The sequence below is a fragment of the Pseudomonas sp. ABa2 genome (assembly GCF_056676075.1).
Window position 1 is genome coordinate 4,972,318 of record NZ_CM155239.1, and the last position, 25,676, is coordinate 4,997,993.

General features: G+C 67.8%; 26 protein-coding genes. 15 read left to right on the plus strand and 11 right to left on the minus strand.

The annotated features are described in order from the left end of the window. Nucleotides 1-22: 22 nt before the first annotated feature. Nucleotides 23-988 carry an arsenosugar biosynthesis radical SAM (seleno)protein ArsS gene (gene arsS, locus AC1G9C_RS23945; protein ID WP_480409006.1) on the minus strand — a complete coding sequence of 322 codons (966 nt, stop codon included), beginning with the start codon at nt 986-988 and terminating at the stop codon, nt 23-25. Nucleotides 989-1,224: 236 nt separating this feature from the next. Here arsS and AC1G9C_RS23950 point away from each other — a divergent pair, with 236 nt between their 5' ends. Next, nucleotides 1,225-4,104 carry an EAL domain-containing protein gene (locus AC1G9C_RS23950; protein ID WP_480409007.1) on the plus strand — a complete coding sequence of 960 codons (2,880 nt, stop codon included), beginning with the start codon at nt 1,225-1,227 and terminating at the stop codon, nt 4,102-4,104. A gap of 161 nt (nt 4,105-4,265) precedes the next feature. Here the strand turns inward: AC1G9C_RS23950 and rpmG are convergent, their stop codons facing one another. Continuing rightward, the gene (rpmG, locus tag AC1G9C_RS23955; RefSeq protein ID WP_003464575.1) at nt 4,266-4,421 is read right to left on the minus strand and encodes a 50S ribosomal protein L33; all 156 of its coding nucleotides are present in this window, start codon (nt 4,419-4,421) and stop codon (nt 4,266-4,268) included. 10 nt (nt 4,422-4,431) lie between these two features. Then, entirely contained in the window at nt 4,432-4,668 is a 237-nt protein-coding gene (rpmB, locus tag AC1G9C_RS23960; RefSeq protein ID WP_021444015.1) for a 50S ribosomal protein L28, read from the minus strand. Nucleotides 4,669-5,021: 353 nt separating this feature from the next. On the opposite strand from rpmB, the gene AC1G9C_RS23965 reads away from it, so the two are divergent. Further along, nucleotides 5,022-6,599, plus strand: a complete 1,578-nt coding sequence (locus AC1G9C_RS23965; RefSeq protein WP_480409008.1) for an ABC transporter substrate-binding protein — start codon at nt 5,022-5,024, stop codon at nt 6,597-6,599. A gap of 62 nt (nt 6,600-6,661) precedes the next feature. On the opposite strand, the gene radC is transcribed toward AC1G9C_RS23965, so the two are convergent. Next, nucleotides 6,662-7,336: a RadC family protein gene (gene radC / locus AC1G9C_RS23970; protein WP_457788556.1), complete on the minus strand. Its 675-nt coding sequence runs from the start codon at nt 7,334-7,336 to the stop codon at nt 6,662-6,664. A gap of 139 nt (nt 7,337-7,475) precedes the next feature. Here radC and coaBC point away from each other — a divergent pair, with 139 nt between their 5' ends. The 5 genes from coaBC (at nt 7,476) to AC1G9C_RS23995 (ending at nt 13,347) form a co-directional block, all read left to right on the plus strand. Continuing rightward, entirely contained in the window at nt 7,476-8,684 is a 1,209-nt protein-coding gene (gene coaBC, locus AC1G9C_RS23975; RefSeq protein ID WP_122110044.1) for a bifunctional phosphopantothenoylcysteine decarboxylase/phosphopantothenate--cysteine ligase CoaBC, read from the plus strand. Between the two features lie 2 nt (nt 8,685-8,686). After that, the gene (gene dut, locus AC1G9C_RS23980; RefSeq protein WP_122110045.1) at nt 8,687-9,142 is read left to right on the plus strand and encodes a dUTP diphosphatase; all 456 of its coding nucleotides are present in this window, start codon (nt 8,687-8,689) and stop codon (nt 9,140-9,142) included. A gap of 1,226 nt (nt 9,143-10,368) precedes the next feature. Then, on the plus strand, nt 10,369-11,763 hold the full coding sequence (gene algC / locus AC1G9C_RS23985) for a phosphomannomutase/phosphoglucomutase (RefSeq protein WP_480410439.1): 1,395 nt from the start codon (nt 10,369-10,371) through the stop codon (nt 11,761-11,763). A gap of 23 nt (nt 11,764-11,786) precedes the next feature. Next, nucleotides 11,787-12,692, plus strand: coding sequence for an acetylglutamate kinase (argB, locus tag AC1G9C_RS23990; RefSeq protein WP_021446444.1), 906 nt, complete (start codon nt 11,787-11,789; stop codon nt 12,690-12,692). Nucleotides 12,693-12,900: 208 nt separating this feature from the next. Beyond that, nucleotides 12,901-13,347, plus strand: a complete 447-nt coding sequence (locus AC1G9C_RS23995; protein ID WP_480409009.1) for an acyl-CoA thioesterase — start codon at nt 12,901-12,903, stop codon at nt 13,345-13,347. 4 nt (nt 13,348-13,351) lie between these two features. On the opposite strand, the gene AC1G9C_RS24000 is transcribed toward AC1G9C_RS23995, so the two are convergent. Together AC1G9C_RS24000 and pyrE are read right to left on the minus strand one after the other, a co-directional pair. Next, nucleotides 13,352-13,942, minus strand: coding sequence for a DUF4124 domain-containing protein (locus AC1G9C_RS24000; protein WP_480409010.1), 591 nt, complete (start codon nt 13,940-13,942; stop codon nt 13,352-13,354). Between the two features lie 24 nt (nt 13,943-13,966). Continuing rightward, entirely contained in the window at nt 13,967-14,608 is a 642-nt protein-coding gene (gene pyrE / locus AC1G9C_RS24005; RefSeq protein ID WP_122110048.1) for an orotate phosphoribosyltransferase, read from the minus strand. A gap of 81 nt (nt 14,609-14,689) precedes the next feature. On the opposite strand from pyrE, the gene AC1G9C_RS24010 reads away from it, so the two are divergent. After that, the gene (locus AC1G9C_RS24010) at nt 14,690-15,469 is read left to right on the plus strand and encodes an exodeoxyribonuclease III (protein ID WP_031304344.1); all 780 of its coding nucleotides are present in this window, start codon (nt 14,690-14,692) and stop codon (nt 15,467-15,469) included. A 55-nt stretch (nt 15,470-15,524) separates the two neighbouring features. Here the strand turns inward: AC1G9C_RS24010 and AC1G9C_RS24015 are convergent, their stop codons facing one another. Together AC1G9C_RS24015 and rph are read right to left on the minus strand one after the other, a co-directional pair. After that, nucleotides 15,525-15,896 carry a DUF4870 domain-containing protein gene (locus tag AC1G9C_RS24015; RefSeq protein WP_021446449.1) on the minus strand — a complete coding sequence of 124 codons (372 nt, stop codon included), beginning with the start codon at nt 15,894-15,896 and terminating at the stop codon, nt 15,525-15,527. 27 nt (nt 15,897-15,923) lie between these two features. After that, a complete protein-coding gene (gene rph / locus AC1G9C_RS24020) occupies nt 15,924-16,643 on the minus strand; it encodes a ribonuclease PH (RefSeq protein WP_397498675.1) in 720 nt (239 codons plus the stop codon). A gap of 140 nt (nt 16,644-16,783) precedes the next feature. On the opposite strand from rph, the gene AC1G9C_RS24025 reads away from it, so the two are divergent. From AC1G9C_RS24025 to AC1G9C_RS24050, 6 genes are all read left to right on the plus strand, one after another. Then, on the plus strand, nt 16,784-17,647 hold the full coding sequence (locus AC1G9C_RS24025; protein WP_480409011.1) for a YicC/YloC family endoribonuclease: 864 nt from the start codon (nt 16,784-16,786) through the stop codon (nt 17,645-17,647). Nucleotides 17,648-17,688: 41 nt separating this feature from the next. After that, complete coding sequence (gmk, locus tag AC1G9C_RS24030; RefSeq protein WP_480409012.1) at nt 17,689-18,309, plus strand: guanylate kinase; 621 nt, start codon at nt 17,689-17,691, stop codon at nt 18,307-18,309. A 130-nt stretch (nt 18,310-18,439) separates the two neighbouring features. After that, nucleotides 18,440-18,703 (plus strand): DNA-directed RNA polymerase subunit omega, encoded by a 264-nt coding sequence (rpoZ, locus tag AC1G9C_RS24035; RefSeq protein WP_003242550.1) that lies wholly within the window; start codon nt 18,440-18,442, stop codon nt 18,701-18,703. A gap of 63 nt (nt 18,704-18,766) precedes the next feature. Further along, entirely contained in the window at nt 18,767-20,878 is a 2,112-nt protein-coding gene (gene spoT, locus AC1G9C_RS24040; RefSeq protein ID WP_021446453.1) for a bifunctional GTP diphosphokinase/guanosine-3',5'-bis pyrophosphate 3'-pyrophosphohydrolase, read from the plus strand. 142 nt (nt 20,879-21,020) lie between these two features. Then, the gene (locus AC1G9C_RS24045) at nt 21,021-21,401 is read left to right on the plus strand and encodes a RidA family protein (protein ID WP_021446454.1); all 381 of its coding nucleotides are present in this window, start codon (nt 21,021-21,023) and stop codon (nt 21,399-21,401) included. A 57-nt stretch (nt 21,402-21,458) separates the two neighbouring features. Further along, entirely contained in the window at nt 21,459-22,190 is a 732-nt protein-coding gene (locus AC1G9C_RS24050; protein ID WP_480409013.1) for a hypothetical protein, read from the plus strand. 106 nt (nt 22,191-22,296) lie between these two features. Here AC1G9C_RS24050 and AC1G9C_RS24055 read toward each other — a convergent pair whose 3' ends face one another. The 3 genes from AC1G9C_RS24055 to AC1G9C_RS24065 form a co-directional block, all read right to left on the minus strand. Next, nucleotides 22,297-22,917: a LysE family translocator gene (locus tag AC1G9C_RS24055; RefSeq protein WP_480409014.1), complete on the minus strand. Its 621-nt coding sequence runs from the start codon at nt 22,915-22,917 to the stop codon at nt 22,297-22,299. A 69-nt stretch (nt 22,918-22,986) separates the two neighbouring features. After that, a complete protein-coding gene (locus AC1G9C_RS24060; protein ID WP_480409015.1) occupies nt 22,987-23,787 on the minus strand; it encodes an AraC family transcriptional regulator in 801 nt (266 codons plus the stop codon). Continuing rightward, on the minus strand, nt 23,788-24,645 hold the full coding sequence (locus tag AC1G9C_RS24065) for an NAD-dependent epimerase/dehydratase family protein (RefSeq protein ID WP_480409016.1): 858 nt from the start codon (nt 24,643-24,645) through the stop codon (nt 23,788-23,790). A gap of 98 nt (nt 24,646-24,743) precedes the next feature. Between AC1G9C_RS24065 and AC1G9C_RS24070 the strand changes: the two genes are divergently transcribed. Next, nucleotides 24,744-25,673 carry a hydrogen peroxide-inducible genes activator gene (locus tag AC1G9C_RS24070; RefSeq protein WP_397488897.1) on the plus strand — a complete coding sequence of 310 codons (930 nt, stop codon included), beginning with the start codon at nt 24,744-24,746 and terminating at the stop codon, nt 25,671-25,673. Nucleotides 25,674-25,676: the final 3 nt, after the last annotated feature.

The following is a 25,676-nucleotide window of genomic DNA, read 5'->3' on the forward strand; positions in this document are numbered from 1 at the left end:
TAGGGTGCGCACGGCGCACGGCCTAGTCATGCAGCGCACCGCCGCAACTGGAGCCCTGCCCGGCGGTGCAGGCGAAGCAGTGGTCGCGGCTGACGATGGGGTTGCCGTCCAGACGCGCATCGAGCAGGTCGCGCAGATGGGCGCGCTCACGGCCGATCAACGCCAGCGGCAGATCGAGCATCTGGTTGAAGTCGCAGTCGTAGAGGTAGCCCTGCCAGTCGACGCTGACCAGGCTGCGGCACATCAGGCCCTCCAGATTCTCCGGCCGGTAGCTGTCGCGCAGCAGCTGCATATAGGCGGCGAACTGGCCCTTGCTGACCAGGGTGCTGCCGAAGCGGGCGATGGGCTGGTTGGTGATGCACAGCAGGTGGTCAAAGCGGACGCCGAAGTCCTCGGCCAGGTGGCGCTTGTAGTCGGCCTCCAGCGCCGCCTGCGGCGGCGGCAGGCTGGGGCCCTGCGGGTTGTACACCAGGTTGAGCAGCAGGCCGCTGCCGGGTTGGCCGTAGCCGAGGGCGTTAAGCCGCCTGAGGCCGGCGATGCTGGCGGCGAACACCCCGTCGCCACGCTGGCGGTCGACGTTCTCGCGCGAGTAACAGGGCAGGGAGGCGGTGACCTCGACGCCGGCGCCGGCGAGGAACTCGGCCAGGTCTTCCTGGCCCGGTTCGCCGAGTATGGTCAGGTTGCAGCGGTCGATCACCCGCAGGCCCTCGCGCCGCGCGTGCCGCACTATCTCGCGAAAGCGCGGGTGCAGCTCCGGGGCGCCGCCGGTGAGATCCAGGGTGTGCACCGGATGGGCATCGATCACCCGATGCAGCACCGCCAGGCACTCGTCGCTCATGGCCTCGGTGCGGGTCGGCCCGGCGTTGACGTGACAATGCAGGCAGCGTTGGTTGCAGCGGTAAGTCAGGTTGACCTGCAGCGCTTCCAGCGCACCGCGACGGATGGGCGGAAAGGCCAACTGGTCGAGCAGGGGCAGCATGGCGTGCATCAACAAGTCCTCGGCGACGGCCAGCCATTAGAGCAGGTCTGGCGTGGCTCGTTACAGCATGGGCGGCATTTTCCCGATGCCGGCGGTCATTCGTCGCCCAGCCTGAACCGATGAGACCCGCCGCGCAATCATCGCGCCAGCACTCGGCTAGAATCCTCCGGCGCCCGACCGCTCCAGTGACTGGACGGCATCCGCCGGATTCAGGCGCCCTCGTAGTTGCTCTTGAGGCGCCCTGGATGGTTCACCCGCTTCGCTCACTGATGTTTCTGCTGTGCCTGAGCTGCACCCTCGCGGCCCGGGCCGCTGGCGAGCTGCCGCTGCTGCAGCTGAACGCCGCCGACCTGGCGCGGCCGGTGGCCGTCGAACGCAGCCTGCTGCTGGAAGACCCGAGCGGCCAGCTGAGCGCCGCCGAGGTGCTGCAGCGTATCGCCAGCGAAGGCCAGCCGGTGCAGGGCAGCGCACGCATCGGCTATTCACGCAGCGCCTGGTGGCTCGCCGTGCAGCTGCAGGCGCCGGCCGCCGAACGCCTGCAGCTGATAGTCGGGCAGACCTTCCTCGACGACCTGGAGGTCTGGCTGTTCGCCGGCACGCAGCCGCTCGGCCCGCTGTACAGCGGCGCCCGGCGCCCCTTCGCGGAACGCGGCGAACCCTACCCACAGTTTCTCCTCAGCCTGCCGCGCCTCGGCCAGGGCCCGCACAGCCTGCTGCTGCGGGTACAGAGCGATTCGGCGATCAACCTGCCGCTGCAGCTGGTCGGCGCCGCCCAGGGCCAGCAACTGATCGCCCACAGCTGGTTGCAGAGCGGCCTGCTGGTGGGCGCGCTGCTCGCCCTGGCACTGTTCTACCTGATCAAGTACAGCACCCTGCGCGAGCCCCAGCTGGCCTACTTCAGCCTCACCGCGCTGTGCGTGGCGCTGTACAACGCCAGCCTGCACGGCCTGGTCGGTCTGCTCGGCGGGCACTGGCCGGGCCTGCAGCCCTGGCTGGTCAACCTGTCCACCGCCGGCATGCTGCTCTTCAGCTCGCTGTTTATCGCCAGCGCCCTGCGCCTGGAACTGGGCCGCCTGCGCTGGCTGCGCGACGCGCTGTTCGCCGCCACCCTGCTGGTCAGCCTGGGCGGCCTGCTGCTCGAACACCCGCGCACCTACCAGACGCTGAACCTGCTGATCCTGCTCAGCGGCCTCTACCAGCTGCTGCTGATGAGCCTCGGCGTACGCCTGCGTCGCCCCTACGCGCCCGGCTACCTGCTGTGCTGGAGCATGGCGCTGCTGCTGATGCTGCTGGTGCCGCTGAGCCGCGCCGGGCTGATCCCGCTGCCGGCCGGCTTCTACTACCTCTACGCCTACCTGCCGGCGCTGAGCATGCTGCTGTTCGGCGCCCTGCTCGACAAGCAGCTGGAGCGCGTGCGCCGCGTGCTGCTGAGCAGCCAGGCGCAGGCCATCGACAACCTCGAGCAGTACCAGGCGCTGTTCCGCCACAGCGGCGAGGGCATCTTCCGTTGCCGCCGCGACGGCAGCCTGCTGGAGGCCAACCCGAGCCTGGCGCGCCTGCTCGGCGGCGCGGTGGATGGCGCCAGCCTGCAGGGCCTGACCCTGCAACGCCTGCTCGGCGAGCAGCGCTGGCGCGAGCTGCTGGAGCAACTCGACGCCCAGGCCGGCGCCGTCAGCTGCGAATGCCCGCTGCACGACCTGCAGCAGCGCGAACGCTGGGTCTACCTGTCGCTGCACCGGCGGCCAAACCAGGACGGCATCGAGGGCATAGTGGTCGACCTCAGCGAGCGCCGCGCCCTCGAGGAACGCCTGCAGCACCTGGCCGCGCACGACACCCTGACCGGCCTGCACAACCGCCGCGAGCTGGAACGGCTGCTCGCCGAGACCCTGAGCGGCACCGCCCGGCGCCGCTTCAGCCACCTGCTGCACCTGGGCCTGGATCGCTTCAAGCAGGTCAACGACCTCTGCGGTCACTCCGCCGGCGACCAGTTGCTGCGCCAGCTGGCCGCCCAGCTCGGCCACCAGCTGCCGCGCCACGCCGAACTGGCGCGCATCGGCGGCGACGAGTTCGCCGTGCTGCTGCGCGAGGTCGACGACGCCGCCGCGCTGAGCCAGGCCGAGGCGCTGCGCCGGGCGGTCGAGCAGTTCGTCTTCACCTGGCAGGGCCGCCCCTTCCGCCTGCACGCCAGCATCGGCCTGCTCGCCCTCGGCTCCGGCGTGCGCGACTGGGAAACCGCGCTGAACTGGGCCAACAGCGCCAGCCAGTTGGCCAAGCACCAGGGGCGCAACCGCGTGCAGCAGTTCAACCCGGCCGACGGCGCGCTGCTCGAACACCAGCGCCAGCTGCAATGGATCACCCGCCTGCGCGAGGCCACCGAGCGCGGTCACTTCGAGCTGTTCTTCCAGCCGGTGCAGGCGCTGCAGAACGCCGCCGCCGGCCTGCACTACGAGGTGCTGCTGCGCTACCGCGACCCGCACAGCGGCGACTGGATCAGCCCCGCGCAGTTCCTCGACGCCGCGGCGCGCTACGGTTTCCTCGGCGCCATCGACCGCTGGGTGATCCAGCACCTGTGCGCCTGGCTCGCCGCCAACCCGCGGCATCTGGCGCAGCTGGCCCAGGTCAACGTCAACCTCAGCGCCAGCTCGCTGCTCGATCGCGACTTCCACCGCCTGCTGCAGGACGAACTGACGCGCCACCGCCTGCCGCCCGGCAAGCTGTGCATCGAGGTCACCGAAATGGTCGCCCTCGGCGAGCTGGGCGTCTCTGCACAGTGGATCGAACAGCTGCGCGGCCAGGGCCTGAAGGTGGCGCTGGACGACTTCGGCAGCGGCTTCGCCTCCTACGCCTACCTGCGCCACCTGCCGCTGGACATCCTCAAGATCGACGGCAGCTTTATCCGCGGCATCGAATCCGACCCGATCAACCAGGCCATGGTCGGCTCGATGCGGCAGATCGCCGCCCAGCTTGGCCTGCTCACCGTCGCCGAGTTCGTCGAGACCCAGGCCAGCCTCGACTGCCTGCGCCGGCTCGGCATCGACTACGCCCAGGGCTACTTCGTCGACCGCCCGCGACCGCTGCGCCAGCTGGCCGACGATGTCCGCCTGCGCGGCACTCAGGACGCCTGATAGAGCTCGCGCTGCCGACGAAGCCGTCTAAGCGGTATCGGCAAGGCACACGGAAAGAGGCGCAAACAGCGCCTGGGGCGACCGCACGCTAGGCGGCGGAAAAATCGCAGGCACAAAAAAGCCCGCCATGCGGCGGGCTTCTTCGACAGGTCGCCGATCAATTACTTGATCTTGGCTTCCTTGTACATCACGTGCTTACGCACGACCGGATCGAATTTCTTGATTTCGATCTTGTCGGGGGTGGTGCGCTTGTTCTTGTCGGTGGTGTAGAAGTGGCCGGTACCGGCGCTGGACACCAAACGGATCAATTCACGCATGACTCTCTCCTTAAACCTTTTCGCCGCGAGCGCGCAGCTCGGCCAGCACTACGTCGATGCCACGCTTGTCGATGACACGCATGCCCTTGGCAGATACGCGCAGACGCACGAAGCGATTCTCGGACTCGACCCAGAAGCGATGGTGCTGCAGGTTCGGCAGGAAACGACGACGGGTTTTGTTGTTTGCGTGGGAAATGTTGTTCCCGGTTACCGGACCCTTACCGGTAACTTGACAGACTCTCGACATGCCTCAGCCCTCTAAAACCACATGCCCAACCCGGCATGGGTTGGCCGCTTAAACTCAATGTCATTGGCGCTCGGCGCCGCGTTTCTCGAGGGTCTTACCGGGCGCACTGCAAAGCGCAAGAACCGGGCCCCTAGAAAAGAGCGCTGCTTTATACCAGAAAGCCCCTGGCGCAACAAGGGAAAGCGCAGGATAAAAACAGTCCCCCGCACCCCACCACCCAGCCGCCCCGGAGCCTGCCGGGGTTCACCCAGGCTCGACCATTCGTCGCCCGAAGCGGTATTCAGCTCCCGGCAAATCGACTAGGGTTAGGTCGTTGCCGGCCAACCCGGCGTTCCGTGAAGAAGGAGTTCGCCATGCGCCTGGCTCTCGCCGCCCTGCTCTGCGCCCCGCTACTGGCCCAGGCCGCCACTCTCAGCGTGTGCACCGAGGCCAGCCCGGAAGGTTTCGACGTGGTGCAGTACAACTCGCTGACCACCACCAACGCCTCGGCCGACGTGCTGATGAACCGCCTGGTGGAGTTCGACGCCGAACAGGGCCAACTGCTGCCGAGCCTGGCGCGCAGCTGGTCGATCTCGGACGACGGCCTGGTCTACGACTTCCAGTTGCGCGACGACGTGCGCTTCCACCAGACCGCCGACTTTACGCCCAGTCGCAACCTCAACGCAGAGGATGTGCTATTTAGCTTCCAGCGCATGCTCGACCCCGCCCATCCCTGGCACCAGAGCGCCGCCAGCGGCTACCCGCACGCCCAGTCGATGCAGTGGCCGAGCCTGATCGCCGGCATCGAGGCGCCGGATGCGCACAGCGTGCGCATCCGCCTGAACCGCCGCGACGCCACCTTCCTCGCCACTCTGAGCATGGGCTTCGCCTCGATCTACCCGGCCGAGTACGCCGCCCAGCTGCTCGCAGCCGGCACCCCGGAAAAACTCAACAGCGCGCCGGTGGGCAGCGGCCCCTTCGTCTTCGAGCGCTTCCAGAAGGATGCCGTGGTGCGCTACCGCGCCAACCCCGAGTACTTCGCCGGCAAGCCGGCCGTCGACCGCCTGTTGTTCGCCATCACCCCGGACAGCAACGTGCGCCTGCAGAAACTGCGCCGCGGCGAATGCCAGATCGCCCTGTCGCCCAAGCCGCAGGACGTGCAGGCGATTGCCGCCGACGCCAAGCTCAAAAGCGCGCAGACTGCGGCCTTTATGACCGCCTTCGTCGGCATCAACAGCCAGCACCCGCCGCTGGACAAGCCGCAGGTGCGCCAGGCGATCAACCTGGCGTTCGACAAGGCCAGCTACGTCAAGGCGGTGTTCGAGGGCAGCGCCGAGCCGGCCAGCGGGCCCTACCCGCCTAATACCTGGAGCTATGCCGGCGAGTTGCCCGGTTACCCCCATGACCCGGAACGGGCCCGCGCCCTGCTGGCCGAGGCCGGCCTGGGCGAGGGTTTCAAGACCACCATCTGGACCCGGCCGAGCGGCAGCCTGCTCAACCCCAATCCCAGCCTCGGCGCCCAGCTGCTGCAGGCCGACCTGGCCAAGGTCGGCATCGCTGCCGAGATCCGCGTAATCGAATGGGGCGAGCTGATTCGCCGCGCCAAGGCCGGCGAGCACGACCTGCTGTTTATGGGCTGGGCCGGCGACAACGGCGACCCGGACAATTTCCTCACCCCGCAATTCGCCTGCGCCTCGGTGCAGTCCGGGCTGAACTTCGCCCGCTACTGCGACGAAGCGCTGGACCAGCTGATCGCCGCCGGCAAGGCCAGCAGCGACCAGGCCGAACGCAGCCGCCTGTATCGGCAGGCGCAACAGATCATCCAGGAGCAGGCGCTGTGGCTGCCGCTGGCCCACCCCACCGCCTTCGCCCTGCTCAGCGCCAAGGTCGAGGGCTATAAAGTCAGCCCCTTCGGCCGGCAGAATTTCGCCGCGGTAAGCCTGGCACCTTGAGCCGGGCACACTCGTGGGCAGGGCGTACCGGTGCGCCCTGCACGGTTGCCTCCACCGCCCCGCTATATCCAGCCCAGCTCGGCCATCGACAAGGGCTCGCCGTCGCCGACGATGAAATGGTCGAGCACCCGCACGTCCACCAGCGCCAGCGCGTCCTTGAGGCGCTGGGTCAGCACGCGGTCGGCCTGACTCGGCTCGGCGACGCCGGATGGATGGTTGTGGGTCAGGATCAGTGCGGCGGCGTTGTGCGCCAGGGCGCGCTTGACCACCTGCCGCGGGTAGACGCTGGCGCTGTCGATGCTGCCGTGAAACAACGCCTCGAAGGCCAACACGCGGTGCTTGGCGTCGAGGAACAGGCAACCGAACACCTCATGCGGCTCGTGGCGCAGCAGTGCCTTGAGGTAGTCGCGCACCGCCTGCGGGCTTTCCAGCGCGGAGTCGCGGCGCAGCCGTTCGGCCAGGTGGCGGCGGGCCATTTCCAGCACCGCCTGCAACTGCGCGTACTTGGCCGGACCCAGGCCCAGGTGCTGGCTGAAATCGGCCAGATCGGCCTGCAGCAGGGCACGCAGACTGCCAAACTCGGCGAGCAGCTGGCGCGCCAGGTCCACCGCGCTCCTGCCCGCCACCCCGGTGCGCAGGAAGATCGCCAGCAGCTCCGCATCGGTCAGCGAGGCGGCGCCCTGGGCCAGGAGTTTTTCCCGCGGGCGCTCCGCCGCGGGCCAATCGCGAATGCTCATCTCACCTCCTTGTCCGAGCCAGGCGCCCGCTGCTCCGCTGCGGGCGCTGTGCTATCGTAGCCCATCTTTTTACGCGGGGCCGGCCTGGGGAGGCGTTGGCACCGCGGCGCACATCCACCTGTATATAAAAGGCAGGCCTATGCAGCGGCTGTATCGCAAACGCATCATCGTCGGCGTCGGTGGCGGCATCGCCGCCTACAAGAGCGCCGAACTGGTGCGCCGACTCAAGGATCAGGGCGCCGAAGTGCGCGTGGTGATGACCCAGGGCGGGCGCGAGTTCATCACCCCGCTGACCCTGCAGGCCCTCTCCGGCCATCCGGTGCACCTCGACCTGCTCGACCCGGCCGCCGAAGCCGCCATGGGCCATATCGAGCTGGCGCGCTGGGCCGACCTGATCCTCATCGCCCCGGCCACCGCCGACCTGATCGCGCGCCTGGCCCAGGGCATCGCCAACGACCTGCTGACCACCCTGGTGCTGGCCACCGATGCGCCGATTGCCCTGGCCCCGGCGATGAACCAGGCGATGTGGCGCGACGCCGCCACCCAGGCCAACCTGGAACTGCTGCAGCAGCGCGGCATGCGCCTGTTCGGCCCGGCCGCAGGCGCCCAGGCGTGCGGCGACGTCGGCCTCGGCCGCATGCTGGAAGCCGAGCAGCTGGCGCAACTGGCCGCCGACTGCTTCCAGCGCCAGGCGCTGGACGGCCTGCATATCCTGATCACCGCCGGGCCGACCCAGGAAAACATCGACCCGGTGCGCTACATCACCAACCACAGCTCCGGCAAGATGGGCTTCGCCCTGGCCGAGGCCGCCGCCGAAGCCGGCGCGCGGGTGACCCTGGTCAGCGGCCCGGTGCACCTGCCGACGCCGGACCGGGTCAGCCGCATCGACGTGGTCAGCGCCCGCGACATGCTCGCTGCCTGCGAAGCGGCGATGCCCTGCGACGTGCTGATCGCCGCCGCCGCGGTGGCCGACTACCGCCCGGAAGTGGTCGCCCAGCACAAATTGAAGAAAGACCCCACCAGCGGTGATGGGCTGCTCCTGCAAATGGTGCGCAACCCGGATATCCTCGCCACCATCGCCGGCCGCGCCGATCGCCCGTTCAGCGTCGGCTTCGCCGCCGAGACCGAGAATCTGCTCGAATACGCCTCGCGCAAGCTGCGCGACAAGAACCTCGACCTGATAGTCGCCAACGATGTGGCCAACCCCAGCATCGGCTTCAACAGCGAGGAAAACGCCATCACCGTGATCGACCGCGAGCTGCAGCAGAGCAGCTTCGCCCAGACCAGCAAGGGCAAGATCGCCCGCCAGTTGATCACCCTTATCGCCGACCGCCTGAACAAGAACTGACCATGCACGCTTTGCAAGCCAAGATCCTCGACCCCCGCCTCGGCCAGGACTTTCCCCTGCCGCAGTACGCCACACCCGGTTCGGCCGGCCTCGACCTGCGCGCCATGCTCAAGGAGGACGTCGTTCTCGAGCCTGGCCAGACCCTGCTGATCCCCACCGGCCTGTCGATCTATATCGGCGATCCGAACCTGGCCGCGCTGATCCTGCCGCGCTCGGGCCTGGGCCACAAACACGGCATCGTCCTCGGCAACCTGGTCGGCCTGATCGACTCGGACTACCAGGGCGAGCTGATGGTGTCGTGCTGGAATCGCGGCCAGAGCGCCTTCCGCATCGCCGTCGGCGAGCGCATCGCCCAGCTGGTGCTGGTACCGGTGGTGCAGGCGCACTTCGAGCTGGTCGAGGAGTTCGACGAGAGCCAGCGCGGCGCCGGCGGCTTCGGCCACTCCGGCAGCCACTGAGCCTAATTCCCCACAGGACGTCCCGCCGAGGAGCCCCCCGCGTGAAACTCTTCAAGCGCACCGCCAAGGAAGCCGACAGCCCCCTGAACAGCGCCCCGGCGGCGAAACAGCCGGCCGGCAAAGCGCTCGGCCCGTTGCTGCCCGGCCTGCTGGCCGCCGCCCTCGGCATCGGCGCCGGCGGCGCCCTGTTGTGGTTTGCCCAGAGCAGCGACAGCCAGGCCCGCCAGGCCGAGCTGGCCCAGGCCATCGGCAGCAGCCAGGCCGCCGCCGTGCAGCAGGCGCTCAAGCAGCTGCAGGCCGACAGCCTCGCCGCCGCGCGCAACCCCGAGCTGCTGCAGGCGTTGCAGAGCGGCGACAGCCAACAGAAACGCGACGCCGAGCGACGCCTGGGCTACTGGGACGGTGTGGTCGACGCCCACCTCAACCGCCGCGCCGAAGCGGTGCAGGACGGCAGCCGCGCCGCGCCGATGAACTTCGCCGGGCTGGACATGCTGCGCCGCGCCGAAAGCGGCCAGCAGCCGGCGGTGGAGGCCTATCGGGTCGGCGACCGCTGGCTGGCCTACAGCGCCGTGGCGCTGCGCCTGAACGACAACCAGCCGGCGCAGGGCACCCTGCTGCTGGCCGTCGACCTCCAGCGCCTGCTCGCCAGCCTGCCGCCGCTGCCGGCCGAACTCGGCCAGCTGCAACTGGTGCAGAAATTCGGCAACACCCCGCCCCAGGTGTTGCTGCAGCGCGGCCAGAGCGAGGGCGGCGCGGCGCAGAGCTTCGCCACCGGCAACCCCAACTGGACGCTCAGCTTCGCCCCCGGACCGGCCCTGGCCAGCGGCCTGCCGCCGGCTCTGCTCGGCCTCGCCGCCCTGCTCGCCCTGGGCGGTGCGCTGATCGGCCTGATGCTGCTGCAGGGCGCGCAACAGCGCCGTCTGCTCGGCGACGTGCAGCAGCTCGGACAGATGCTCAAAGAACTCTCCGCGGGCAAAGCCGTCAAAGCCTTCAGCCTGAGCCTGCCGGCCCTGGACAGCCTGGCCCAGAGCCTGGCGCGCCTGCCGCGCCGCAGCAACGACAGTGCCGGCAGTGCCACAGGCAACGGAACAGCCGCGGCCCCCGCCGCCCAGCCCGCGAGCAAGCCGGCGGAGCTGGTCAACCCGCTGTTCCAGGACACCGATATCCTCGATATCGACATTCTCGACGAAGACCAGGATCTCCTGGGACTGGAGCAGACACCCGCAATGACCATTAGCCAAAGCGCCCCGACCCTACCCGCCGACATCTTCCGCGCCTACGATATCCGTGGTGTGGTGGGCGACAGCCTGACCGCCGAATACGCCTACTGGATCGGCCGCGCCGTCGGTTCGCAGAGCCTGGCGCAGGGCGAGCCCAACGTCATCGTCGGCCGCGACGGCCGCCTGTCCGGCCCCGAGCTGCTGCAGCAACTGGTGCAGGGCCTGCTCGACTGCGGCTGCCAGGTCACCGACGTCGGCATGGTGCCGACCCCGGTGGTGTACTTCGCCGCCAACGTGCTCGAAGGCCGCTCCGCGGTGATGCTCACCGGCAGCCACAACCCGCCGGACTACAACGGCTTCAAGATCGTCATCGCCGGCGACACCCTGGCCAACGAGCAGATCCAGGCGCTCAAGGCGCGCATCGACAACAACGACCTGGCCAGCGGGGTCGGCAGCGTGCAGCAGGTCGACGTGCTGGAGCGCTACTTCAAGACCATCCGCGACGACATCGCCCTGGCCAAGCCGCTGCGCGTGGTGGTCGACTGCGGCAACGGCGCCGCCGGGGTGATCGCCCCGCAACTGATCGAGGCCCTCGGCTGCAGCGTGATCCCGCTGTTCTGCGAAGTCGACGGCACCTTCCCCAACCACCACCCGGACCCGGGCAAGCCGGAGAACCTGGTCGACCTGATCGCCCGGGTCAAGGCGGAAAACGCCGACCTGGGCCTGGCCTTCGACGGCGACGGCGACCGCGTCGGCGTGGTGACCAACACCGGCACCATCGTCTACCCGGACCGCCTGCTGATGCTGTTCGCCAAGGACGTGGTGTCGCGCAACCCCGGCGCCGACATCATCTTCGACGTCAAATGCACCCGCCGCCTGACTCCGCTGATCAGCGGCTACGGCGGTCGCCCGGTGATGTGGAAGACCGGCCACTCGCTGATCAAGAAGAAGATGAAGGAAACCGGCGCGCTGCTGGCCGGCGAGATGAGCGGGCACATCTTCTTCAAGGAGCGCTGGTACGGCTTCGACGACGGCATCTACAGCGCCGCGCGCCTGCTGGAAATCCTCAGCCTCGACAAGTGCGACGCCGAACACGTGTTCAGCGCCTTCCCCAGCGACATTTCCACCCCGGAGATCAACATCCAGGTCACCGAGCAGAGCAAGTTCCCGCTGATCGAGCGCCTGCAGCGTGAAGGCCAGTGGGGCGAAGCCAACCTCACCAGCATCGACGGCGTGCGCGTCGACTATCCCAAGGGCTGGGGCCTGATCCGCGCCTCCAACACCACGCCGGTGCTGGTGCTGCGCTTCGAGGCCGATACCCAGGAAGAGCTGGAGCGCATCCAGGATGTGTTCCGCGGCCAACTGCACAAGGTCGCCCCCGACCTGCAACTGCCCTTTTGATCGATTTGTTCCAGGAGCCCCCCATGACCCTCGAGCGTGACGCCGCCGCCCAGGTTGCCAAGGTACTGTCCGAAGCCCTGCCCTATATCCGCCGCTTCGTCGGCAAGACCCTGGTGATCAAGTACGGCGGCAACGCCATGGAAAGCGAGGAGCTCAAGCAGGGCTTCGCCCGCGACATCGTGCTGATGAAGGCCGTCGGCATCAACCCGGTGGTGGTACACGGCGGCGGCCCGCAGATCGGCGATCTGCTCAAGCGCCTGTCCATCGAGAGTCATTTCATCGACGGCATGCGCGTCACCGACACCGCCACCATGGACGTGGTGGAGATGGTGCTCGGCGGCCAGGTCAACAAGAGCATCGTCAACCTGATCAACCAGCACGGCGGCAGCGCCATCGGCCTGACCGGCAAGGACGCCGGGCTGATCCGCGCCAAGAAGCTCAAGGTCAGCCGGCAGACGCCGGAAATGACCCAGCCGGAAATCATCGATATCGGCCACGTCGGCGAGGTCACCGGGGTCAACACCGACCTGCTCAACATGCTGGTCAAGGGCGACTTCATCCCGGTGATCGCACCGATTGGCGTCGGCCCGGACGGCGAGTCCTACAACATCAACGCCGACCTGGTGGCCGGCAAGGTGGCCGAAGCACTCAAGGCCGAGAAGCTGATGCTGCTGACCAATATCGCCGGCCTGATGGACAAGCAGGGCGAAGTGCTCACCGGCCTGACCACCGAGCAGGTCGATGCGCTGATCGCCGACGGCACCATCTACGGCGGCATGCTGCCGAAGATCCGCTGCGCCCTGGAAGCGGTGCAGGGCGGCGTGCACAGCGCGCACATCGTCGACGGCCGGGTACCCAACGCGGTGCTGCTGGAGATCTTCACCGACAGCGGCGTCGGTACCCTGATCACCAACCGCAAGCGCCATTGAGAAGAGGCCGCTAGCGGCCTGCCGATGCCCCTCTCCCTCCGGGAGAGGGTGCCCGGGCCGTACCGCCCAACCGGCGGTGCGCGCGCCCCTACAGGCTAACGCCGGCCATCGAGCCGGTTTATCACCGGCCATCCGCCTGGCGACTCGAACTTGCCGCAAGTCCGCGCAAGAGCGACGCTCGCCAGGCAACCCTCGTAACGGAGCGCCCATGAGCAGCCGGCCCGAACCCAGCCAGTTCAGCTTCTTCCACCCCCTGCGCGTGCGTTGGGCCGAGGTCGATCCGCAGAGCATCGTCTTCAACGGCCACTACCTGACCTACGCCGACGTCGCCATCACCGAATATTTCCGCGCCCTCGGCGTGGCCTACCCGGCCGATCTGGCGCAAGACGGCGGCGATTTCTTCGCCATCCGCACTCTGCTCGAATACCACGCCCCGGCGCGCTTCGACGAGCAGCTGCAGATCGGCATCCGCGCCGCTCGCCTCGGCCGCTCCAGCCTGACCTTCGCCCTCGGCATCTGGCGCGACGGCGAGCTGCTCACCAGCGGCGAGATCGTCTACGTGCATGCCGATGGCGCCACGCGCAGCAGCGCGCCGCTGCCGGGCTGGCTGCGGGAGAAGATTCTGGGCTTCGAGAGGACGGCGCCGGAGCGCTGAGCCGTTACTGTTCGCCGAACAGCTCGGCCAGCCGCGCACGGTCGGCGGCAAAATCGGCCTCGGCCTTCTTGCGCGCCTCCTGGTAGCGGGCGATATCGCGCAGCAGGCGCTGCTGTTCGTCCTTGAGGTTGCCGATCTGCACCAGCAGATGCTCCGGCACCGCCCGTCCGGCACGTTCGTGGTCGGCGGCCTGGCTCTGCAGATTGGCCTGCTGGGTACGCACCGACTGCAGGTTGCCGCGCGCCACGCTGGTCACCCCGTCCAGCTCGGCGAGCTTGCGCTCGCGGGCCCGGTCGACGTCGTCCAGGTTGGTGTACAGCCGCAGCAACTGCGCATCGCTGCTGGCGCGCGCCTTGTCCGCCTGCATGCGGGCGAACTCCTCGGCGGTCGGCGCCGGCGGGATCACCCGCAGCACCCGGCCCTGATCGTTGAGCACCTCGTAGCCCTTGGCGATGAACTCCGGCGGCACACCCTGGCGGCTGAGCACCGTCACGCCCTTGTCGTCGACGTAGCGATACAGCTCGGCGGCCACCCCCGACAACGGCAGTAGCAGGCTGAGCAGCAGCGTACAGCGGGTCAGGAGCGGCTTGGGCATAAGAGGCAGATACCTTGTGCTGGACTAGATTCCGTACTCGGCGCGATAGGCTTGCACAGCCGGCAGATACTGCTTCAGTTCAGCATCCCCCGCCAGATATTCCAATACCTGCTCGAGTGACACGATGCTCACTACCGGCATGCCGAAGTCGCGCTCGACTTCCTGAATGGCGGACAGCTCGCCCTGGCCGCGCTCCTGGCGGTTCAGCGCGATCAGCGTGCCGGCGGCCTGGGCGCCCTGGCCCTGGATGATCTGCATCACCTCGCGGATCGCGGTGCCGGCGGTGATCACGTCGTCGACGATCAGCACCCGGCCCTTGAGCGGCGCCCCGACCAGGGTGCCGCCCTCGCCGTGGTCCTTGGCTTCCTTGCGGTTGAAGCACCAGGGCAGGTCGCGGCCGTGGTGCTCGGCCAGCGCCACCGCGGTGGTCGCCGCCAGCGGGATGCCCTTGTAGGCCGGACCGAACAGCACGTCGAAGTCGATGCCGCTGTCGACGATGGCCGCGGCGTAGAAACGCCCCAGCTGGGCCAGCGCCAGGCCGCTGTCGAACAGCCCGGCGTTGAAGAAATAGGGGCTGGTGCGCCCGGACTTGAGGGTGAACTGACCGAAGCGCAGCACCCCGCGTTCGATGGCAAAACGGATGAAATCGCGCTGGTACGCTTGCATGAAAAAGCCCCGGGCGGCACGGATTTAGCTAATTGAGATGAGCTCGGGTATCATACACGCACGTGTTTTTGGGGGCCATTTATGCGGATCATCAGTGTGAACGTGAATGGTATTCAGGCTGCGGCCGAGCGAGGATTGCTCAGCTGGCTGCAAGCCCAGAATGCCGACGTGATCTGCCTGCAGGATACCCGTGCCTCCGCCTTTGAAATGGACGACCAAGCCTTCCAGCTGGATGGTTATTTCCTCTATGCATGCGATGGTGAAGTGCCTAGCCAAGGTGGCGTGGCACTCTATTCGCGGTTGCAACCCAAGGCGGTGATCAGCGGCCTCGGCTTTGAAATGGCCGACCGTTATGGGCGCTACCTGCAGGCCGATTTCGACAAGGTAAGTATCGCTACCCTGCTGCTGCCATCGGGGCGGGACGGCGACGAGAGCTTGAACCAGAAGTTCAAGTTCATGGACGACTTCACCCATTATCTGGACAAGCAACGGCGCAAGCGTCGCGAGTACATCTACTGCGGCTCGTTGCACGTGGCGCACCAGAAGCTGGACGTGAAGAACTGGCGCGACTGTCAGCAGTCGCCGGGCTTCCTCGCGCCCGAGCGCGCCTGGCTGGACGAGGTGATCGGCAGCATGGGCTATGTCGACGCCCTGCGCGAAGTCAGCCGCGAAGGCGACCAGTTCAGCTGGTGGCCGGACAGCGAGCAGGCGGAAATGCTCAACCTGGGCTACCGCTTCGACTACCAGCTGCTCACCCCGGGCATGCGCCGCAGCGTGCGCACCGCGCGCCTGCCGCGCCAGCCGCGCTTCTCCCAGCATGCGCCGCTGATCGTCGACTACGACTGGATTCTCAGCGTCTGATAGACAGGTAGAAAAAAGCCGGCATCGCGCCGGCTTTTTTATTGCGCGCCCGTGGCTACTTCAGCAGGCGCCAGGCGAAGGGATAGCGGTAAGCCTGGCCTTCGTTGGCCTTGATCCCGGCGATGATGGTCAGCACCAGCGCCGCGATGCCCAGCAGCACCAGCAGCGGGAAACCGATCACCACCACCATCAGGATGAAGCAGACCACCGCCGCCAGCGCCACGCTGATCTGGAAGTTCAGCGCCTCCTTGCCCTGGGCGTCGACGAAGGGATCGAGGTCCTTCTTGATCTGCCAGACGATCAGCGGGCCGAGCAGGTTGCCGAAGGGGAACACCAGGCCGAGAAAGGCGGCGAAGTGGCAGAACATCGCCCATTGACGGGCTTCCTGGCTGGGCGTCGGAATCGGGGTTTGCGCGTCGTCGCTCATGGTGGTGCTCCTTGCTCGGGGAAAAGGTCAGTCGGCCAGGGCCGCCTGCTGCAGTTCGAACAGCTCGTTCATGCCCTTCTGCGCCAGGGCCAGCATGGCGTTGAACTCGTGCGGCTGGAACGGCGCGCCTTCGGCGGTGCCCTGCACCTCGATGAAGCCGCCGGCATTGGTCATCACCACGTTGAGGTCGGTCTCGGCGGCGGAGTCTTCCAGGTAGTCCAGATCGAGCACCGGCTCGCCCTGGTAGATGCCCACCGACACCGCGGCGATCATCTGCTTGAGCGGCTCGCCCTTGAGTGCGCCGCGCTTCTTCAGCACCTTCAGCGCGTCGATCAGGGCGACCATGGCGCCGGTGATCGAGGCGGTGCGGGTGCCGCCGTCGGCCTGGATCACGTCACAGTCGACGTACAGGGTGTTCTCGCCCAGCTTGCTCATGTCCAGCGCGGCGCGCAGCGAACGGCCGATCAGCCGCTGGATCTCCAGGGTGCGCCCGCCCTGCTTGCCGCGGCTGGCTTCGCGCTGGTTACGCTCGCCGGTGGCGCGCGGCAGCATGCCGTACTCGGCGGTCAGCCAGCCCTGGCCCTGGCCCTTGAGGAAACGCGGCACGCCGGACTCGACGCTGACCGTGCAGATCACCTTGGTGTCGCCGAACTCCACCAGTACCGAACCCTCGGCGTGCTTGGTGTAGTTGCGGGTGATGCGAATCGAGCGCAACTGATCGGCGGCGCGGCCACTGGGACGTTTCATCGGGACAATACCTACTTCTTGAGTGAAATCTGCCCGCATTATAGGGGCCCGGCGGCACAGGCGACATGCCGAATTGGGTAGGGCCGACGCACTGCGCTACAATCGCCCGCCTTTCGAGCCGACTTTCCGAGAGGTACCCCATGGTTCACAGCATGACGGCCTTCGCCCGCTGCGAGCAGGCAACCGCGCACGGCACCCTGAGCTGGGAGCTGCGCTCGGTCAACCACCGTTACCTGGAACCGCACCTGCGCCTGCCGGACGCCTTCCGCGACCTCGAAGGCGCGGTGCGCGAAGCCCTGCGCCAGGGCCTGTCGCGCGGCAAGGTGGAATGCACCCTGCGCTTCGCCGAGGACAATGCCGGCAAGCCGCTGCAGGTCGACGGCGAGCGCGCCCGCCAACTGATCGCCGCCGCCGAGCAGGTCGCCGCGCTGATCCAGCAACCGGCGCCGCTCAACCCGCTGGAAGTGCTGGGCTGGCCCGGCGTGCTGGTGGCCGACGCCGCCGACCCGCAGGCGCTGAATGCCGCCGCCCTGGCGCTGTTCGACCAGGCGCTGGGCGAGCTCAAGGCTGGCCGCGCACGCGAAGGTGCCGAGCTGGCCAAGCTATTGGGTGAGCGTCTGGACGCCATCCTCGCCGAGGTCGCCGCACTGCGCGAGCTGGTGCCGCAGATGCTCGCCGCTCAGCGCGCCAAGATCGAGACCCGTTTCGCCGAACTGCAGGCCGAACTCGACCCGCAACGCCTGGAACAGGAGCTGGTGCTGCTGGCGCAGAAGAGCGACGTCGCCGAGGAACTGGATCGCCTGAGCACCCATGTCAGCGAGGTGCGCCGGGTGCTCAAGGCCGGCGGCGCCGCCGGCCGGCGCCTGGATTTCCTCATGCAGGAACTCAACCGCGAGGCCAACACCCTCGGCTCCAAGGCGTTCGATACGCGCAGCACCCAGGCCGCGGTCAATTTGAAAGTCCTGATCGAGCAGATGCGCGAACAGGTACAGAACATCGAGTAAGCCGCTGCTAGGCTTCGCATAACGTTTTCCGGGAAGCATCCATGACCGTCACCACCGGTACCCTCTATATCGTTTCCGCGCCCTCCGGCGCCGGCAAGACCAGCCTGGTCAAGGCGCTGATCGACAGCGAGGCGCAGATTCGCGTGTCGGTGTCGCACACCACCCGCGCCATGCGTCCGGGCGAGCAGGACGGAGTCAACTACCACTTCGTCGACCACGACCAGTTCAACGCCATGCTCGAGCGCAGCGAGTTCCTCGAGCATGCTCAGGTCTTCGACAACCTCTACGGCACCTCGCAGCGCTGGGTCGAGCAGACCCTGGCCGCGGGCTTCGACCTGATCCTGGAAATCGACTGGCAGGGCGCGCAGCAGGTGCGCCGGCTGATGCCGCAGTCGAAATCCATCTTCATCCTGCCGCCGACCCAGGAAGCGCTGCGCCACCGCCTGACCAACCGCGGCCAGGACAGCGGCGAGATCATCGAGCGGCGCATGCGCGAGGCGGTCAGCGAGATGAGCCACTACGTCGAGTACGACTACCTGGTGATCAACGACGATTTCGCCCACGCCCTGAGCGACCTCAAGGCGATTTTCCGCAGCAACCAGTTGCGCCAGGAAACCCAGCAGCAGCGCCACGCCGGTCTGCTCAGCGAGTTGCTGGCCTGACCCGGCGCGCGCCGCCTGACGGTGGCGCCGCAGAAAATCAGCGCTTCCATTGTCGCTGGTGATTTTTTAGACTATTCAGTCCGCTCGCCCGCTCGGGCCAAGCTTATCCGCACAAGTTACGAGGAACACCATGGCTCGCGTTACCGTCGAAGATTGCCTGGACAACGTTGATAACCGCTTCGAACTGGTCATGCTCGCGACCAAGCGTTCGCGCCAGCTGGCCACCGGCGGCAAAGAGCCGAAAGTGGCCTGGGAAAACGACAAGCCCACTGTCGTCGCCCTGCGCGAAATCGCCGCCGGCCTGGTGGACTACGAAGTGGTCGCCCAGGAAGACATCGTCGAAGAAGAACCGCTGTTCGCCGCCTTCGAGGAAGAGGCCAACGAGCCTCTGTAAACCGATGAAGCCGGGTCGAAGTCGCACGGCGCAGAGCCACGGCTGCCAACGGGGGAACCTCCCATGGCTGGCATAGACGCTCTCGCCGACCGACTTTCGGCCTACCTCGGCCACGACCAGGTCAACCTGGTCCGCCGTGCCTACTTCTACGCCGAACAGGCGCATGATGGCCAGCGCCGCCGCAGCGGCGAAGCCTACGTGACCCACCCGCTGGCCGTGGCCAGCATTCTCGCCGACATGCACATGGACCATCAGAGCCTGATGGCCGCCATGCTGCACGACGTCATCGAAGACACCGGCATCGCCAAGGAGGCGCTCAACGCGCAGTTCGGCGAAACCGTGGCCGAACTGGTCGACGGGGTCAGCAAGCTGACCCAGATGAACTTCGAGACCAAGGCCGAGGCGCAGGCCGAGAACTTCCAGAAGATGGCCATGGCCATGGCCCGCGACATCCGCGTGATCCTGGTCAAGCTCGCCGACCGCCTGCACAACATGCGCACCCTCGATGCCATGCCGCACGAGAAGAGTCGGCGCATCGCCAAGGAAACCCTGGAAATCTACGCGCCCATCGCCAACCGCCTGGGCATGCACGCCATGCGCGTGGAGTTCGAGGACCTGGGCTTCAAGGCCATGCACCCGATGCGCTCCGAACGCATCCGCGCCGCCGTGCGCCGCGCTCGGGGCAACCGCAAGGAAATCGTCAACAAGATCGAGGAGTCGATCAAGGCCTGCCTGCAGCGCGAAGGCATGGAGGGCGAGGTGCTCGGCCGCGAGAAGCACCTCTACAGCATCTACCAGAAGATGCGCGGCAAGCGCCGGGCGTTCAACGAGATCATGGACGTCTACGCCTTCCGCATCATCGTCGACAAGGTCGACACCTGCTACCGCGTGCTCGGCGCCGTGCACAACCTGTACAAACCCCTGCCCGGCCGCTTCAAGGACTACATCGCGATTCCCAAGGCCAACGGCTACCAGTCGCTGCACACCACGCTGTTCGGCATGCACGGCGTGCCCATCGAGATCCAGATCCGCACCCGCGAGATGGAGGAGATGGCCAACAACGGCATCGCCGCGCACTGGCTGTACAAGTCCAACGAGGACGAAACGCCCAAGGGCAACCACGCCCGGGCGCGGCAGTGGGTCAAGGGCGTGCTGGAGCTGCAGCAGCGCGCCGGCAACTCGCTGGAATTTATCGAGAGCGTGAAGATCGACCTGTTCCCGGACGAGGTCTACGTGTTCACGCCCAAGGGCCGCATCATGGAGCTGCCGAAGGGCTCCACCGCGGTCGACTTCGCCTACGCGGTGCACACCGACGTCGGCAACACCTGCATCGCCTGCCGCATCAACCGCCGCCTGGCGCCGCTGTCGCAGGCGCTGGAGAGCGGCTCGACGGTGGAAATCGTCACCGCACCGGGCGCGCGACCCAACCCGGCCTGGCTCAACTTCGTGGTCACCGGCAAGGCACGCACCCATATCCGCCACGCCCTCAAGCAGCAGCGCCGCTCGGAATCCATCAGCCTCGGCGAGCGCCTGCTGAACAAGGTGCTGGCCAGCTTCGACACGCACCTGGAGAAGATCGCCCCCGAGCGGGTGCAGGCCGTGCTCGGCGAATACCGCCAGGACGTCATCGAGGACCTGCTCGAAGACATCGGCCTGGGCAACCGCATGGCCTACGTGGTGGCCCGCCGCCTGCTGGCCGAAAGTGGCGACGAGACCCTGCCGAGCAGCGAGGGGCCGCTGGCCATTCGCGGCACCGAGGGCCTGGTGCTGAGCTACGCCAAGTGCTGCACACCTATCCCAGGCGACCCCATCGTCGGCCACCTGTCGGCCGGCAAGGGCATGGTGGTGCACATGGAAAGCTGCCGCAACATCGTCGATATCCGCCACAACCCGGAGAAATGCATCCAGCTCAACTGGGCCAAGGATGTCACCGGCGAGTTCAACGTCGAACTGCGCGTCGAGCTGGAGCACCAGCGCGGCCTGATCGCCCTGTTGGCCAGCAGCGTCAACGCCGCCGACGGCAACATCGAGAAGATCAGCATGGACGAACGCGACGGCCGCATCAGCGTGGTGCAACTGGTGGTCAGCGTGCATGACCGCGTGCACCTGGCCCGCGTGATCAAGAAGCTGCGCGCGATCAAGGGCGTGATGCGTATCACCCGAGTGCGCGCCTAGCGCCAGCGACAAATTTCAAGCTGCAAGCGACAAGCACCAGCCAGTTTCTTGAGCCTGCCATTTGCAGCCTGTAGCCTGACAGCCGCCTTTACTTGCAGCTCGAGGCCCATGGCTTGAAGCTGCCTTTTCCAAGGAGCGATTCATGAGCAAGACCGTCATCACCAGCGACAAGGCCCCGGCCGCCATCGGCACCTACTCCCAGGCGATCAAGGCCGGCAACACCCTCTACATGTCCGGACAGATCCCGCTGGACCCGGTCAGCATGGAGCTGGTCGAAGGCTTCGAGGCGCAGACCGTGCAGGTGTTCGAGAACCTCAAGGCGGTGGCCGAAGCCGCCGGCGGCTCGTTCAAGGACATCGTCAAGCTGAACATCTTCCTCACCGACCTCTCCCACTTCGCCAAGGTCAACGAAGTCATGGGCCGCTACTTCGAGCAGCCCTACCCGGCCCGCGCCGCCATCGGCGTGGCCGCCCTGCCGCGCGGCGCGCAGGTGGAAATGGACGCTATTCTGGTTCTCGAGTAAGTCCTGCGGCGGGGCCCGCTGCCCCGCCCTCTCTTCCCGCCTGGCATGGAGACCGCCATGCGCCTGCTTTCCCTGCTGCTGTGCAGCGCCCTGCTGGTCGGCTGCGCCGGCACCCCGAGCAACGACCCGAGCGGCACCTGGATCAACCAGGCGGCCATCGACGCCGCGCGCGAAAGCGGCCGCCTGCGCGAGGCGCTGCTGGCCTACGGGCCGAACCTGGAATGGCAGATCGACCCCGAGCGCCAGCAGGCCAGCTACAGCAACGGTTTCGAACTGGCCGAAGGGCGCCTGCAGGCGGCCGGCGACGGGCGCTGGCAGGTGACCTTCTACGGCGACTACCAGGAGCAGCTGAGCCTGCAGGGCGGCCAGCTGACCCAGGTGGCCAGCGGCTACTGGCCGGAGCAGCGCTTCGCCCGCAGTGCCGGCCAGAGCAATGGCGCGCCGCTGGGCAGCAGCTTCGAGCAGGCGCTGTACCGCGACTACCTCGGCGGCGACTGGCTGATCGCCGAGGGCCTGGGCCAGGGCGGCCTGGTGCGTTTCGCCGCCGACGGCCAGGTCCAGGGCCTGCCCGGCGCCGAACGCTTCGCCCTGTGCCTGGCCGGCGACTGCGCGGCCATGAGCGGCGAGCACGACAGCCTGTGGCTGCAGGCGGGCGACCAGGGCAGCCCCTGGCTGTTCGTTCACGAGGGCGACCAGCTGCGCATCTTCGAGGCGCACAACCGCGCCCAGTTCGACGAGATGCCCGAGTACCAGCCCGGCCCGCAGCGCTGGCTGCTCAGGCGGCGCTGAGCGGCGTCGCGCCGATCCCGCCAAACTGGCTGCCACCTAGCCCGAATGCAACCCAGGACTGTGGCGGCAGGCAATTGCCGGATTGCATCCGCACCAGCCACCCCCTTCAGCGCAAAGCGCCCAGCAGCAGCCAGCACCCCAGTGCCAGCAGCAGCGCCCCGCAGCCGCGGTCCAGCCAGCGCACCCGGCGCTGCAGCCAGCCCCGCCAGCGTCGCCGGACGAGCAGGCGCACCAGCGCCAGATCCCACAGCCAGACCACCAGGGTCATCCAGGCCATGGCCAGGACCAGCCCCCAGACCGGCATGGCCGCCTCGCGCAGCACGCCGAACAACCCGGCATAGAACAGCGGCAGCTTGGGATTGAGGCTGCTGGCCAACAGCCCTTGGCGCAGCCCGCGCCACCAACTGCCGGCCGCCGCCTGCTGTCCCGATGGCAGGTTCAGCTCACGCCGCGACAGCAAGGCCTGCACGCCGAGCCAGGCGAAGTAGGCGCCGCCCAGCGCCTGCAGCACGCGCCAGAAGCCACCGCCCTGCCCCGGCAACAGGCCCAGGGCGAGCGACACCAGCAGCATGCTCAGCAGATTGGCCAGGGCGATACCGGCGGCGCAGCCATCGGCCTGACGCCGGCCGTCGCCGAGGGCGGTGCGAATCAGCAGCAAGAAGTCCGGCCCCGGCGACAGCAGGGCGGCGAAATGGGTGCTGGCCACCAGCACGAACAAGGCAGACATCGAAAGCGACCTCCGGCGAACAGGGCGATCAGTTTCCCGAGGGCTCTGCGCCGGAGTCTTGGAGAAAACTCAGGTCACCGCGCCGCGCCGGAACTGGCCGGGGGTGACGCCGGTAAAACGCTTGAAGGTCCCGGCAAAATGCGCCTGATCGTAGAAGCCCAGGCTCAGCGCCACCGCCAGCGGCGCCTGCTCGCCCAGCAGCAGGCGCTTGGCTTCGCGCACGCGGCGCTGCAGCAGGTAGGTGTGCGGCGGCACGCCATAGGCGCGGCGAAAGGCTTCGATCAGGTGGCGCGGATGGCGCTGCACCAGCCCGGCCAACTGCTCCAGGCTGACCGCCTCGGCATAGTGCGCCTCCAGGTAGTCGCGCACGAAGGCCGTCACCCCGCCGTCGCGCGGCGCCGGGCGCGCCGCGCGCAGGCCGCCATGGCGGACGAACACCAGTTCCAGCACGGCCAGCAGCTCGCTCTCCAGCGCCAGCGCGTCGCCGCGCTCGAACTCCTGCGCCAGACGCGCCAGACCCGCGGCGACCTGACCGTCGTCGGTCGGATTGAGGCTGCGAAAGCCATCGGGCAGGCGCTTGCGCCCGAGCAGCGCCGGCAGCCGCGCCTCCTCGATATAGAGCATGCGGTAGACCAGCCGCGGCGATTCGGCATGGCCGGTGTGCGGCTCCTCGGGATTCATCAGCGACAGGGTGCCGGCCGGCAAGGCGTGGCGCTGACCACGACACTGGTAGCCGCCGACGCCCGCCAGGATGGCACCGACGGCGAAGGCATCGTGACTGTGACGGCCGAACGCCTGCCCGGAGAAGTCGGCATGGAACAGCTCCACACCCGGCAGCCAGGGCTTGGCCAGCAGGCGATTGGCGTCCATCTAGCGCCCCGCCAGAATCGCCGCATAGCCCTCGCGGTAGCTCGGGTACTGCGGCGCCCAGCCCAGCGCGCGGGCGCGGGCGTTGCTGCAGCGCTTGCTGCCGGCGCGGCGCACGCGCTGCTCGTCGCTCCAGTGGCTGACGCCCAGTTGCCCGCGCAGCCAGGCCACCACCTCGTGCAGCGGCGCCGGCTCGTCGTCGACGCCCAGGTAGCAGTCGGCCAAGGGCGCACCCGCGGCGTCCGCCTGCAGCAGCGTGGCGAACAGCCCCGCTGCGTCATCGACATGGATGCGGTTGCCGTACAGCGGCGGCGTCTCGCTGACCCGATAACCGCCGCGCACCTGGCTCAGCAGCCACTCGCGGCCAGGGCCGTAGAGGCCGGTCAGGCGCACCACGCTGGCCGGCAGGCCGCTGCCCAGTGCCAGTTGCTCGGCCTCGCGCATGATCCGCGCCGAATAGCTCTGCGCCTCGGCCGGCGAATCCTCGTCGACCCACTCGCCCTGCTGCTGCCCGTACACCCCGCTGCTGGAGGCGAACAGGATGCGCCGCGGGCGTTGGCCGTGCTGCGCCAGCCAGGCCAGCAGGTGGCGCAGGCCGTCGACATAGGCGGCGCGATAGCCGGCCTCGTCGTGCTGGCTGGCCGCCGCGCAATACACCAGGTAATCCAGCTCGCCCTGCGGCCAGGCCGTCGGGCAGGCGTCTGCGTGCAGATCGCCGGCCACCGGCGCGATGGCGGCGGGCAACTGCGCCACCGTACGGCGCAGGCCGTGCACCCGCCAACCGGCTTCGGCCAGGCGCAGGCCGAGACGGGTGCCGACGTCGCCGCACCCGGCGATCAGCAGGCTGTTGCATGCGGACATGCTTTTCTCCCCGAGATTTGTGCGAAGGCGCAGTGTAGCCCGGTTGGTTCATCTCAATGCAAAGGCTATGCTTGTCGGCAACTTAATGGATAAACACTATGACCCTCACCGAACTGCGCTATATCGTCACCCTCGCCCAGGAACAGCACTTCGGCCGCGCCGCCGAGCGCTGCCACGTCAGCCAGCCGACCCTGTCGGTCGGGGTGAAGAAGCTGGAAGACGAGCTCGGCGTGCTGATCTTCGAGCGCAGCAAGAGCGCGGTACGCCTGACGCCGGTCGGCGAGGGCATCGTCACCCAGGCGCAGAAGGTGCTGGAGCAGGCCCAGGGTATCCGCGAACTGGCCCAGGCCGGCAAGAACCAGCTGGCCGCACCGCTGAAGATCGGCGCCATCTACACCGTCGGCCCCTACCTGTTCCCCCACCTGATTCCGCAGCTGCACCGGGTCGCCCCGGACATGCCGCTGTATATCGAGGAAAACTTCACCCATATCCTGCGCGACAAGCTGCGCACCGGCGAGCTGGACGCCATCATCATCGCCCTGCCGTTCCAGGAAGCCGATGTGCTGACCAAGCCGCTGTACGACGAGCCGTTCTACGCCCTGCTGCCAGCCGGCCACCCCTGGGCGGCGATGGACACCATCGACACCAAGCTGCTCAACGACAAGAGCCTGCTGCTGCTCGGCGAGGGCCACTGCTTCCGCGACCAGGTGCTGGAGGCCTGCCCGACCCTGCGCAAGGGCGGCGACGACCACGGCAAGCACACCACGGTGGAATCCAGCTCGCTGGAGACCATCCGTCATATGGTCGCCTCCGGCCTCGGCGTGTCGATCCTGCCGTTCTCCGCGGTGGACAGCCACCACTACGCGCCCGGCGTGATCGAGGTGCGTCCGCTCAGCGCGCCGGTACCCTTCCGCACCGTGGCCATCGCCTGGCGCGCCAGCTTCCCGCGGCCCAACGCCATCGAAGTGCTGGCCGACTCCATCCGCCTCTGCTCGGTCGCCCGCAGCCCGCAGGCCAAGAGCGCCTGAGGT

Coding starts and splice junctions, on each gene's coding strand:
- AC1G9C_RS24010 (WP_031304344.1), top strand. CDS start 14,690: ATGCGGATCATCAGTGTGAACGTGAATGGTATTCAGGCTGCGGCCGAG.
- AC1G9C_RS24025 (WP_480409011.1), top strand. CDS start 16,784: ATGGTTCACAGCATGACGGCCTTCGCCCGCTGCGAGCAGGCAACCGCG.
- AC1G9C_RS24000 (WP_480409010.1), bottom strand. CDS start 13,942: ATGCCCAAGCCGCTCCTGACCCGCTGTACGCTGCTGCTCAGCCTGCTA.
- arsS (WP_480409006.1), bottom strand. CDS start 988: ATGCACGCCATGCTGCCCCTGCTCGACCAGTTGGCCTTTCCGCCCATC.
- argB (WP_021446444.1), top strand. CDS start 11,787: ATGACCCTCGAGCGTGACGCCGCCGCCCAGGTTGCCAAGGTACTGTCC.
- algC (WP_480410439.1), top strand. CDS start 10,369: ATGACCATTAGCCAAAGCGCCCCGACCCTACCCGCCGACATCTTCCGC.
- rpmB (WP_021444015.1), bottom strand. CDS start 4,668: ATGTCGAGAGTCTGTCAAGTTACCGGTAAGGGTCCGGTAACCGGGAAC.
- AC1G9C_RS24045 (WP_021446454.1), top strand. CDS start 21,021: ATGAGCAAGACCGTCATCACCAGCGACAAGGCCCCGGCCGCCATCGGC.
- rpmG (WP_003464575.1), bottom strand. CDS start 4,421: ATGCGTGAATTGATCCGTTTGGTGTCCAGCGCCGGTACCGGCCACTTC.
- AC1G9C_RS24070 (WP_397488897.1), top strand. CDS start 24,744: ATGACCCTCACCGAACTGCGCTATATCGTCACCCTCGCCCAGGAACAG.
- AC1G9C_RS24050 (WP_480409013.1), top strand. CDS start 21,459: ATGCGCCTGCTTTCCCTGCTGCTGTGCAGCGCCCTGCTGGTCGGCTGC.
- dut (WP_122110045.1), top strand. CDS start 8,687: ATGCACGCTTTGCAAGCCAAGATCCTCGACCCCCGCCTCGGCCAGGAC.
- AC1G9C_RS24015 (WP_021446449.1), bottom strand. CDS start 15,896: ATGAGCGACGACGCGCAAACCCCGATTCCGACGCCCAGCCAGGAAGCC.
- radC (WP_457788556.1), bottom strand. CDS start 7,336: ATGAGCATTCGCGATTGGCCCGCGGCGGAGCGCCCGCGGGAAAAACTC.
- pyrE (WP_122110048.1), bottom strand. CDS start 14,608: ATGCAAGCGTACCAGCGCGATTTCATCCGTTTTGCCATCGAACGCGGG.
- AC1G9C_RS24060 (WP_480409015.1), bottom strand. CDS start 23,787: ATGGACGCCAATCGCCTGCTGGCCAAGCCCTGGCTGCCGGGTGTGGAG.
- AC1G9C_RS24055 (WP_480409014.1), bottom strand. CDS start 22,917: ATGTCTGCCTTGTTCGTGCTGGTGGCCAGCACCCATTTCGCCGCCCTG.
- AC1G9C_RS23965 (WP_480409008.1), top strand. CDS start 5,022: ATGCGCCTGGCTCTCGCCGCCCTGCTCTGCGCCCCGCTACTGGCCCAG.
- AC1G9C_RS23950 (WP_480409007.1), top strand. CDS start 1,225: ATGGTTCACCCGCTTCGCTCACTGATGTTTCTGCTGTGCCTGAGCTGC.
- spoT (WP_021446453.1), top strand. CDS start 18,767: ATGGCTGGCATAGACGCTCTCGCCGACCGACTTTCGGCCTACCTCGGC.
- gmk (WP_480409012.1), top strand. CDS start 17,689: ATGACCGTCACCACCGGTACCCTCTATATCGTTTCCGCGCCCTCCGGC.
- coaBC (WP_122110044.1), top strand. CDS start 7,476: ATGCAGCGGCTGTATCGCAAACGCATCATCGTCGGCGTCGGTGGCGGC.
- AC1G9C_RS24065 (WP_480409016.1), bottom strand. CDS start 24,645: ATGTCCGCATGCAACAGCCTGCTGATCGCCGGGTGCGGCGACGTCGGC.
- AC1G9C_RS23995 (WP_480409009.1), top strand. CDS start 12,901: ATGAGCAGCCGGCCCGAACCCAGCCAGTTCAGCTTCTTCCACCCCCTG.
- rpoZ (WP_003242550.1), top strand. CDS start 18,440: ATGGCTCGCGTTACCGTCGAAGATTGCCTGGACAACGTTGATAACCGC.
- rph (WP_397498675.1), bottom strand. CDS start 16,643: ATGAAACGTCCCAGTGGCCGCGCCGCCGATCAGTTGCGCTCGATTCGC.